This window comes from Candidatus Rokuibacteriota bacterium, from assembly GCA_030647435.1.
In the GTDB taxonomy this organism is placed as follows: domain Bacteria; phylum Methylomirabilota; class Methylomirabilia; order Rokubacteriales; family CSP1-6; genus AR37.
On the sequence record JAUSJX010000169.1, the window covers coordinates 1 to 8078 of the forward strand.

Genomic DNA, 8078 nt, shown 5'->3' on the forward strand with positions numbered 1-8078 from the left:
GCCGCCTGATACGAGCGAAAGCTGGCTGGTCGGGGAACCGAATACCTGTGCGGAGAGAGGTACGGGAAACACGAGGACAAATGGGGGTGGGTTCAGGTCTTTCCGGGCCGGGACCACTGAATGTCAAACTGAGACACTACCGAGCCGTCCGAGCCCTTGACCTTCGGATGCGCCCGGCATAGCCTCGGGCCACGCCGCCCCATGATGCCGAGCCCCCGGAGGCCCGAGTGACCGCCGCCGCGCCCATCGCCATCGAAGGCGTTGGCAAGCGCTATGTGACGCCGAGCGGGCCCATTCCCGCCGTCGATGGGATCAGCCTGACGGTGCGCCCGCGCGAGTTCATCTCGCTCCTGGGCCCGAGCGGCTGCGGCAAGTCCACCGTGCTCGGCATGATCGGCGGTCTCGTGCGCCCGGACTCGGGCACCATCTTGATCGACGGTGAGCCGGTCACGGGCCCGAACCCGAAGAAGGTCGCCCTCGTCTTCCAGGATCCCGGACTCTTCCCGTGGCGCACGGCGCTCGACAACGTCGGCTTCGGCCTCGAGCTCCTGGGCGTGCCGTCCGCGCGCCGGCGCGAGATCGCGCTGGGACTGCTCGAGCCCATGGGGCTCAAGGGCTTCGAGGCCAAGTACCCGCGCGAGCTCTCGGGCGGCATGCGCCAGCGGGTCGCCATCGCGCGGGCGCTGGCGCTCGACACGCCCATCCTCTTGATGGACGAGCCCTTCGGCGCGCTCGACGAGCAGACGCGGCTCCTCATGGGCGAGTGGCTCGTCGGGGTGCGCCGGCGCACCGCGCGAACCATCGTGTTCGTCACGCACAGCCTCCACGAGGCGATCGCGCTGTCCGACCGCATCGCGGTCATGACGGCCCGGCCAGGGTCCATCAAGGACGTGATCGAGGTGCCCCTGCCCTACCCGCGCGCCCTCGACGGGCCCGAGGCCGTCGCGCTCCACGCCAAGCTCTGGGCGCAGGTGCGCGAAGAATCTCTGCGCGCCATGGAGGGGCAAGCGTGAGGGTGTGGCTCTGGCGCGCGGGGGTGCTGCTGGCGGCGCTCGCCGTCTGGGAGGCCGCGGCGCGCATGCTCAACCCCATCCTCTACGTCGGGCCCTCGCGCCTGCCCTCAGCACTCGGCCGCGTGCTCGCGACCCGCGACCTGCCTCCGCTCGCGGGCCACGTCTGGCTCACGCTGGGCGAGATCGCGGCGGCCTACGCGCTCGCCGTCGCGGGCGGGCTGTGGGTGGGCTTCCTCCTCGGCCTCAGGAAGACGCTCGGGCGGATCTACGAGCCGCTGCTTGCAGCGCTCTACGCCGTGCCGAGCGTCGTCTGGTACCCCTCGCTCATGCTGTTCTTCGGTCTCGGCCCCGCCTCCAAGATCGCCTTCGGGGTCCTGCTCGGCTTCTTCCCCGTGACGCTCTCGGTGCTCGCGGGCATCCGCCAGGTGCCGGCGACCCTCGTCACGGTCGCTCTGTCCATGGGCGCGGGGCCGTGGATGCTGTTCCGCAAGGTCATGCTGCCCGCCATGGCCTCGACCATGGTCGGGGGCTTGCGCTCGGGCCTGGCGCTCTCCGTGGTGGGCGTCCTGGTCGGGGAGCTCCTCGGCGCCCGCGGCGGGCTCGGCTACGTGATCAACTACGCGTACGGGCTCATGATGACGGCCGAGTACGCGGCGCTCGTCGTGCTCGTCGCGGCGGCGGTGCTGCTGCTCGACGGCGTGGGCTCGCTGATCGAGGGACGGGTGAAGCGATGGGCCGGATGAAGGTGCTCGCATGCCAGGCGCTATCCGTTACGGTGGCGCTCTTCGCCTGGGAGGCGGCTGTGCGCTGGGGCGCGCTCGACCCGCTCTTCATACCGGCGCCGTCGGCGGTCCTCCGTGTTTTCGGAGCGACGGCGATCGAAGCCCTGCCGCGCCTCGGCGACACGCTCGTCAAGACGCTTCTGGGCTACGCGCTCGCCGTCGGCGTGGGCGTGCCGGCCGGGCTCCTGCTGGGCTCGCGGCCGACGGCGCACGCGGTCGCCATGCCCTATGTCGTGGCGCTCTACGGCATCCCGAAAATCCTGATCCTGCCGTGGATCGCCCTCATCTTCGGTATCGGGCTTTCGACGGCGGCGCTCTCGGCGGCGGTGTTCGCGATCTTTCCCGTGGTCGTGCTGGTCGCCGCCGGCACCCGTGACGTCGACCCGACGCTCGTGACGGTGGCCGTGTCCATGGGCGCGAGCCGCGCGCAGGTCGGCCGCAAGGTCCTGCTCCCCGCAGTGCTGCCCTCGGTGCTGACCGCGATGCGGGTGGCCGTGGTCTTCGCCCTGCTGGGTGCGCTCCTGGCGGAGATGCTGGCCGGCAACCGCGGCATGGGCTTCCAGATGCAGCGCATGGCGCTGGCGTTCAGGGCGCCGGAGCTCTTCGCGGCCACGGCGATCGTGTCGGCGCTGTCCATCTCGGTCGTGCTGTTCCTCGAACATCTGAACCAGCGTTTGGGGCGCTGGCGCTAACATGCTCTCTTCACGAACGCGTGTTCCGCGTCCTATGCGCCCCCTCACCCCGACCCTCTCCCCCTCCGGGGGCGAGGGGATCGAAACGGCTCCCTCTCCCTCTCCGAGGGAGAGGGTCGGGGTGAGGGTGGCGCATGTGTTCACGCATAATCCGGGCTAACATGCCCGGTCCTAGAATGCCCGTTCATCAAAAGGAGACTTACCCATGACGACGAGGCGCATCTTCCTCAAGACGGCGGCGGCGGGCGTGGCAGCAGCCGCGGTGGCTCGGACCTCGGCCGCGGGAGCGCAGCCGCTGACGCCGGTTAAGATCGGCGCGGTCGTGCTCGGCGACTTCGGGGTCGTGACGCCGACCCTGGTCGGGATCGAGAAGGGCTACTTCAAGCAGAACGGCCTCGACGCCGAGCTGATCCCCTTCAAGGGCGGCCCCGACCTGCTCAAGGGCGTGCTCTCCGGCTCGGCCGACATCGGGATCTCCGGGGCGACGGACCCGCTCGTCTTCCGCGAGCGCGGAACGACGATCCGGGCGCTGGCGACGGTCGTCGAGAAGAACCACTTCACGCTCACGGTCGTGCCCAAGGTGAAGCGCCTCGAGGATCTCAAGGGCGGCACCATCGGCTGTACCGTCGTCGGCTCCACCACGTGGGTCTTCGCCCGCATGCTGGCCAAGAAGATGAACTGGGACCCCGAGAAGGACGTGCGCATCGTCGGCCTCGGCGGCCTCGACGCGCAGATGGCGGCGCTCAAGCGCGGCGAGATCCAGGGCACCATCTTCGGTGACGCGGGCGTGGTGATCGAAGCCGAGGGCGCCGGGCACATCCTGATGCGGCTCGACGAGCTGACCCCCAAGTGGATCAGCCTCGTCGCCTACTCGACCGACGACATCATCAAGGCCAAGCGCGACGTCGTCAGCCGGGCGCTCAAGAGCATCTTCCAGGGGGCCCGCTTCTGCCGCGACAACGCCGGCGAGAGCATCAAGATCGCCTCCAAGGCCATCGGCTGGCCGGAGGCCCCGACCAAGCGCGCCTACGAGCTCATCCGCCCGCTGCTGTCGACGGACGGGCGCATGGACCTCGACGCGATGAAGTTCATGCAGGATACCCTGCTCGAGCTGGGCGTCCTCAAGACGCGGCTGCCGCTCAGCGACATGTACACGCCAGAGTTCACACCGGTGAAGCTCTGACCCGGCCCGCGTTCTCGCCGCCCCCTCACCCTGCCTTCTCCCCCTCCGGGGGCGAGGGAACCGAAACGTCACCCTCTCCCTCTCCGAGGAAGAGGGTCGGGGTGAGGGTGGCGTTCTCTTCACGCATAATCCGGGCTAGGGCTTGAGCATTACCTTAATGGCGCGGTCTTCCTTCTTGTCGAAGATCGCGTAGCCCTTCGGCCCGTCCGCGAGCGGCAGGGTGTGGGTGATGATGCGCGTCGGCTGAAGCTTGCCGGCCTGGATGAGCGGCATCAGCGGCAGGATGAAGTTGCGCGCGTTGCAGATGCCCATCTTGAGCGTCAGGTCCTTGAAGAAGGCCTCGCGCACCGGGAAGCCGATCGAGTTCTCGACGTAGACGCCCACCGACGAGACCGTGCCCCCCGGCCGCACCGCCTGGATGGCCTGGCCGAAGGGCACCTCGTGGCCGACGCACTCGAGGACCGCGTCGGGGCCGCGCCCGCCCGTGAGCCGCCGCAGCTCGGCGACCGGCTCGACCTTGTCGAGGTCCACCGGAATGCCGCCCATCTCCTCCGCGAGCTTCAGGCGGTAGTCCACGCGGTCCACGACGTAGACGCGCGACGGCCCGAAGAGCTGCGCCGATTGCAGCGCGAGGAGCCCCACCGGTCCCGCGCCGAACAGCGCGACCGTGTCGCCTGGGCGGATGCCCGCGTTCTCGGCGCAGAAGTAGCCGGTCGAGAGGATGTCGCCCAGGAAGAAGACCTGCTCGTCGGTCATGCCGGCGGGCACCTTCTCGCACATGTGATCGGCGAAGGGAACGCGGATCCATTCTGCCTGGCCGCCCGGGTACTGCTTGCCGAAGCGCCCGCCGAAGACCGCGCGCCCCGTGGTCGTGCACTGGGTCGGCAGGTGCATCCGGCACCACTCGCAGGAGCCGCAGGAGATCGAGAAGGGCGCGATGATCCTGTCGCCCTTCTTCAGGCGCGTGACCCCCGCGCCCACCTCCTCCACCACTCCCATGAACTCGTGCCCCATGACCGAGCCCGATTCGACGAGCGGCGGCCCGCCGGGAGCGGCGCCCCGGCCGTGGTAGGGGTGCAGGTCCGAGCCGCAGACCGCGCTCGTCGTGATCCGCACCACGACGTCGGTCGCCTCCATGATCTTCGGGTCGGCCACCGACTCGACCCGCACATCCCCGGTCCCGTGGAACGTGATCGCCTTCATCGGATAGGAGCCCTCCGTCGCTCGGTTTCGTATTGGACCAGCGCGGCGCCGCCGCGAACGGTCGACTGCTTGCTCTGCGGCACGATCTCGACGCGAGTCGACTCGAGCGCCCGCGCGAACGCGTAGCGCTGGAGCTGGGTGAGAATGCGGAGCTCGAGCGGCTTGAGCGACTCCGCCACCCCGCCCGTGACGATGAGGCGCTCCGGGTTGAGGCCGTTGACGATCACCGCGAGCCCGGCCCCGAGCGCGCGGCAGACCTCGGTAACCAACTCCTGGCAGGTCGGGTTGCTCTCATCGGCCATCCGGAACACGTCGTCGGCGGAGACATTGCGTTTAAGACGCTCTGTTCCTATGAGCGCGATGTCCGTGCCCGAGACGTACGTCTTGAGGCAGCCCTGCCCGCCGCAGATGCAGGCGCGTCCGTCGAAGTTGATCGGCACGTGACCGAGCTCGCCGCCGAAGCCGCCCTGCCCGCGCACGAGCCGCCCGTCCTGGATGATGCCGCCGCCCACGCCGGTGCCGATGGCGAGCACCACGAGAAAGCGGGCGCCCCGTCCCGCGCCGAACATCAACTCTCCGAGCGCCAGCACGTTGACGTCATTGTCCACGTAGACGGGGATCCCGGTCTCGGCCGCGACCGTCGCCGCGAGCGGCGCGCCCGCCAGCTCCGGCACGTAGTGGATGTCCTGGCCGATGACGCCGCGCTCGGTGTCCACGGTGCCCGGCACGCCGATGCCGATACCCTCGACGATCACGCCGAAGGCGCGCGCCGTCTGGTGCATTCGCTGGATCACGTCGAGGACGGTCGCGACCGCGGTGCCGGGGCCGCGCTTGTGGGTCGGGTCCTGCGCCTGGGCCAGCACCTCGCCGTCGGGGGTGACGAGCCCGGCCGCAACCACCGAGCCGCCGAGGTCCACACCGATGAGACCCCGCTTCGACATCAGCAGTTCCCGAAGTGGACGAGGCGGATGCCGTAGCTTTGAGCGGCCTGCCTGACGCCCGGATCCGTCAGGCCCGCGAGCTCGGTCTCGCGCTGGCGTCCGTAGCGGCTGTAGGCAAGCTCATCGTCGAAGTAGCCCGGGTGGGTCATGAACTCCGAGAGGCCCGCGGGGAGCGCGGCCAGGTGCTCGAGGACCCGCTCGCGCGACCAGTAGGCCTCGGGGCCGGACTCGCCCATGAAGTGGTCCGGCGTCCGCAGGCCGAGAGACCTCGCGGCGGCCCGCACCTCAGCGTCCTGGCTTCTCACGGGCACGCGGAGCGCCCGGGCGAAGTCGAGCACCACCTCCAGGACGGGCTCGAGGCGTCCGACGTGGTGGTGGGTGTCGAGGTGAGTCGGGAAGCGTCCCATGATCCCCCTGAAGACATCGATCTGGGTGCCGAGCTCGATGCGCGCCTCGTCGAGCTTGGCCCGCGCCGCGGCCTCGCGCGCGTCGCGGACGAACCGGCCCTCGGCGTCCACGAGCGAGGGCACGCGCTTGGGATCGGCGACGGGCGTCCCGAGCGTCAGGTTGAGGTGCACGCCGACGCCGAGGCCCGAGGCCTTGAGCTCCTCCACCTGTGCAGGCGGGATGTCGCGGTTCACGAGGAGGGTGGTGCTCGTGACGATGCCGTTCCGGTGGGCCTCGAGGATGCCGCGGCTCACACCCCCCGTGAGACCGAAGTCGTCGGCGTTGACGATCAGGACCTTTGGTTCCGCGGCTGGGGCGCCTGCGGCTGGCGTGGCCATCATCGGGGCCTCGTTCCCTGGACCACGAGTCGCTCCACCGTGGCGGGCATGCCGGCCGCCGGCAGGGCGCCTTCGGTGTCGAGACCGCGGATGTGCTCGAGCCGCTCGTACCCAATCCGGGGAAAGCCGTGCGTCTCGCGGGCGAGGATGGACGGCTCGAGTCCCGCCGCCTCGAGCCGCGCACAGGCGCCCTTGGGACCGAGGAAGCCGAACAGGGTGAAGACGAGCCGGCCGCTGGGCTTTAGGTGCGCGGGCGCGCCGGCGATCACCCGGTCGAGCAGCTCCCAGCCGTCCACGCCGCCATTGTCGGCGGCCGCGCTCGGGTCGCCGCGCTCGCGCCCCGGCGGCGTCGGCATCTGGGGCGGGCTCGTGCAGATGAGGTCGAAAACCTGCCCACGCGCGGGCTCGAAGCAGTCGCCGAGGCGCACCTCCAGCCGGTCGGCGACGCCGTTCAGGAGCGCGTTGGCCCTGGCGCACTCGACCGCCGCCGGCACCACGTCGGTGGCGAGGACGCGGCAGCCCTCGCGCGCGGCCAGCACCGCGGCGAGCCCGACACCGGTGCCGATCTCGAGCACGGTCTCGCCGGAGCGGAACTCGAGGTGGCGGCAGAAGAGGAGCGAACCGGCCTTGGGCGGCTGGACGCCGTCGGCGACGCGGAACGCGCAGCCGCGGTAGAGGAAGAGGAGCAGGCCCGCGTCGGCCGTCACGGCTTCCCCATCACCCTCCGGAAGTAGAGGCGGAGGGCTTCCTTGAGCTGGGCGCGGGCGCCGGGCTGCGTCTGGGCGTCCTCGAGCTGCTCGAGATTGATCTGGAGCGGCACGCCTTCCTTCTTGACGCCGTCGAGCTCGGCCGTCAGCCCGCAGCGCTCGTCGGACTCGGTGAACACGATCTTGGCGCGCGTGAAGCTCTTGTCGTCCTGGGCGATCTGCTCGATGGTCTCGGTCAGGAGCCGCGTGATCGCGTCCTGGTCCGGGCCCATGACGGTGGAGAACCCCGTGGTCAGGCGGATCTCGGCCATTCAGCTGCCCGGCTCGTAGACCTTGAGGATGTCGGCATGCGTCTTGGCGGCATTGGCGCGGATGGCGAAGCTGATCGCCTCACGCACCTCGTCCTCGCTCGCTCCCGCGGCCCTGGCGCCCGCCAGGTCACGCTTGGCTCAGTGGGTGTTGCCCGCGGCCAGGTTCGCCGCGAGGTAGCACAGGTACGCCGTCTTGGCGTCGAGCGCCCCCTTCTTGTACTTCCACGACGCGATCACTTTCTCTTCCATCAAGAGACCTCCGTTCGTACCTCGCTCCCTCTCCCTCTCAGGGAGAGGATCGGGGTGAGGGTCGGTTGAATGCTAGCCTGCTCTTCCAAGTAACATCATCACGCGGGTGAACCGGCAGGGGGTGAGACGTCCGCGGTTTTGGTGAGGGTGTAGCCGAGTTCCTGGGCCCGGCGCATGAGCTGGGAGACGACACGGCTCTGGTAGCGGCGCTC

9 protein-coding genes are annotated in these 8078 nt (G+C 69.9%); 4 read left to right on the top strand and 5 right to left on the bottom strand.

What is annotated here, in order from left to right:
- The first annotated feature begins 227 nt into the window (after positions 1-227).
- The 4 genes from Q7W02_28480 to Q7W02_28495 all read left to right on the top strand — a co-directional run bounded on the left by Q7W02_28480 (position 228) and on the right by Q7W02_28495 (position 3670).
- On the top strand, positions 228-1013 hold the full coding sequence (locus tag Q7W02_28480) for an ABC transporter ATP-binding protein (GenBank protein MDO8480062.1): 786 nt from the start codon (positions 228-230) through the stop codon (positions 1011-1013).
- Positions 1010-1756: an ABC transporter permease subunit gene (locus tag Q7W02_28485; GenBank protein MDO8480063.1), complete on the top strand. Its 747-nt coding sequence runs from the start codon at positions 1010-1012 to the stop codon at positions 1754-1756. Before Q7W02_28480 ends, Q7W02_28485 begins: the two co-directional genes overlap by 4 nt.
- On the top strand, positions 1753-2487 hold the full coding sequence (locus tag Q7W02_28490; protein ID MDO8480064.1) for an ABC transporter permease: 735 nt from the start codon (positions 1753-1755) through the stop codon (positions 2485-2487). Before Q7W02_28485 ends, Q7W02_28490 begins: the two co-directional genes overlap by 4 nt.
- A gap of 205 nt (positions 2488-2692) precedes the next feature.
- Complete coding sequence (locus Q7W02_28495; protein ID MDO8480065.1) at positions 2693-3670, top strand: ABC transporter substrate-binding protein; 978 nt, start codon at positions 2693-2695, stop codon at positions 3668-3670.
- A 135-nt stretch (positions 3671-3805) separates the two neighbouring features.
- On the opposite strand, the gene Q7W02_28500 is transcribed toward Q7W02_28495, so the two are convergent.
- Genes Q7W02_28500 through Q7W02_28520 form a run of 5 tightly spaced genes read right to left on the bottom strand, consistent with a single transcriptional unit; the run spans position 3806 to position 7617 of the window.
- Positions 3806-4873, bottom strand: coding sequence for an alcohol dehydrogenase catalytic domain-containing protein (locus Q7W02_28500; protein ID MDO8480066.1), 1068 nt, complete (start codon positions 4871-4873; stop codon positions 3806-3808).
- A complete protein-coding gene (locus Q7W02_28505; protein MDO8480067.1) occupies positions 4870-5814 on the bottom strand; it encodes an ROK family protein in 945 nt (314 codons plus the stop codon). The genes Q7W02_28500 and Q7W02_28505 overlap by 4 nt, the downstream gene beginning before the upstream one ends.
- Positions 5814-6602 (bottom strand): ChbG/HpnK family deacetylase, encoded by a 789-nt coding sequence (locus Q7W02_28510; GenBank protein MDO8480068.1) that lies wholly within the window; start codon positions 6600-6602, stop codon positions 5814-5816. Before Q7W02_28510 ends, Q7W02_28505 begins: the two co-directional genes overlap by 1 nt.
- Entirely contained in the window at positions 6599-7306 is a 708-nt protein-coding gene (locus Q7W02_28515) for a methyltransferase (GenBank protein MDO8480069.1), read from the bottom strand. Before Q7W02_28515 ends, Q7W02_28510 begins: the two co-directional genes overlap by 4 nt.
- Entirely contained in the window at positions 7303-7617 is a 315-nt protein-coding gene (locus tag Q7W02_28520; protein ID MDO8480070.1) for a hypothetical protein, read from the bottom strand. The genes Q7W02_28515 and Q7W02_28520 overlap by 4 nt, the downstream gene beginning before the upstream one ends.
- Positions 7618-8078: the final 461 nt, after the last annotated feature.

Coding starts and splice junctions, on each gene's coding strand:
- Q7W02_28490 (MDO8480064.1), top strand. CDS start 1,753: ATGAAGGTGCTCGCATGCCAGGCGCTATCCGTTACGGTGGCGCTCTTC.
- Q7W02_28495 (MDO8480065.1), top strand. CDS start 2,693: ATGACGACGAGGCGCATCTTCCTCAAGACGGCGGCGGCGGGCGTGGCA.
- Q7W02_28500 (MDO8480066.1), bottom strand. CDS start 4,873: ATGAAGGCGATCACGTTCCACGGGACCGGGGATGTGCGGGTCGAGTCG.
- Q7W02_28505 (MDO8480067.1), bottom strand. CDS start 5,814: ATGTCGAAGCGGGGTCTCATCGGTGTGGACCTCGGCGGCTCGGTGGTT.
- Q7W02_28510 (MDO8480068.1), bottom strand. CDS start 6,602: ATGATGGCCACGCCAGCCGCAGGCGCCCCAGCCGCGGAACCAAAGGTC.
- Q7W02_28520 (MDO8480070.1), bottom strand. CDS start 7,617: ATGGCCGAGATCCGCCTGACCACGGGGTTCTCCACCGTCATGGGCCCG.